The organism is Halomonas sp. BM-2019, from assembly GCF_017584085.1.
Genome location: NZ_CP071922.1, coordinates 549,139 through 550,763 on the forward strand (window position 1 = coordinate 549,139; position 1,625 = coordinate 550,763).

Sequence of the window (1,625 nt, forward strand, 5' to 3'; positions counted from 1 at the left end):
CAAAAGTTAAGCGACATGGCACATCCTTTGCTATACATCTAAGCAACACTCACAGATGTGACCAGCAACCGGAGGATACTATGTCTGTACAGGACATTCTGGCTTTAATTGAAGAGGAAGAAATTCGTTTTGTTGACCTGCGTTTTACCGACACCAAGGGTAAAGAGCAGCATGTGACTATTCCTGTGTCCCAGATCGACGAAGAATTTTTTGAAGACGGTAAAATGTTCGATGGCTCTTCTATCGCAGGATGGAAAGGCATCAATGAGTCTGACATGGTGCTGCAACCTGACACCGAGAGTGCCGTTATTGACCCATTCTCTGAAGCGCCTACGTTGATTGTACGCTGCTCAATCCTAGAGCCAGACACGCGCCAAGGCTATGACCGCGACCCGCGTTCAATTGCGCGTCGGGCAGAAGAATATCTTGCATCGACGGGAATTGCGGACGCTGCACTATTTGGCCCAGAGCCAGAATTCTTTATCTTTGATGATGTACGCTTCCAGACAGACATGAGTGGTTCGTTCTACAAAATCGACTCAGAAGAGGCGAAGTGGAACTCAGGCCGTGATTATGCAGAAGGAAACTTAGCGCACCGTCCAGGCGTGAAAGGCGGCTACTTCCCAGTGCCTCCGGTGGACTCATCACATGAAATTCGTAACGTCATGTCAGAAACCATGGAAGCAATGGGCTTGGTTGTCGAAGCGCATCACCATGAAGTTGCGACTGCGGGCCAGAACGAAGTGGCTACGCGTTTTAACACGCTGGTCAACAAAGGCGATGAAATCCAGATCTATAAGTATGTGGTCCACAACGTCGCGCACGCCTTTGGTAAAACCGCGACTTTCATGCCGAAGCCAATTGTCGGCGACAACGGATCAGGTATGCACGTTCACATGTCATTGTCGAAAGACGGCAAGAACCTGTTCAGCGGTGACAAGTACGGCGGTTTGTCTGAGACAGCGTTGTATTTCATTGGCGGTATCATCAAGCATGCGCGTGCATTGAATGCCTTCACCAACCCATCGACCAACTCGTACAAGCGTTTGGTCCCAGGTTTTGAAGCGCCGGTCATGCTGGCCTATTCAGCGCGTAACCGCTCTGCTTCAATTCGGATCCCATTGGTCGCAAATCCGAAAGCGCGCCGTATTGAGGCCCGTTTCCCTGACCCAGTATCGAACCCATATTTGGCGTTCACGTCATTGATGATGGCGGGCTTGGATGGAATTCAAAACAAAATCCACCCAGGCGATGCAATGGACAAAGATCTGTATGACCTACCGCCAGAAGAAGCGAAAGAGATCCCAACCGTCGCACACTCACTTGAGATGGCGTTGGAGTGTTTGGATAAGGACCGTGACTTCTTGAAGGCCGGTGGCGTTATGACGGACGACATGATTGATGCTTACATCAAACTGAAGCGTTCAGAAGTTGAAACGTTGAACAAGACCACACACCCGGTCGAGTTCGATATGTACTACTCGTGCTAACTGCACACTTTGCCTGAGGGCAGTAGGAGCCGCACCGAGCGGTGTGGCTCCTTTTTTCTTCCCCTCACTTGTATGCCGCACCAAATTGGTGCAAGCTTTGGCTTCTGCTTGCGAACCCTGTTTCTTGAGAAACGA

At 50.3% G+C, this 1,625-nt stretch carries 1 protein-coding gene; it reads left to right on the forward strand.

All coding sequences use genetic code 11. The annotated features are described in order from the left end of the window. The first annotated feature begins 80 nt into the window (after positions 1–80). Positions 81–1,490, forward strand: a complete 1,410-nt coding sequence (gene glnA / locus J5F18_RS02790; protein WP_346300828.1) for a glutamate--ammonia ligase — start codon at positions 81–83, stop codon at positions 1,488–1,490. The last annotated feature ends 135 nt before the right edge of the window (positions 1,491–1,625 follow it).

Coding starts and splice junctions, on each gene's coding strand:
- glnA (WP_346300828.1), top strand. CDS start 81: ATGTCTGTACAGGACATTCTGGCTTTAATTGAAGAGGAAGAAATTCGT.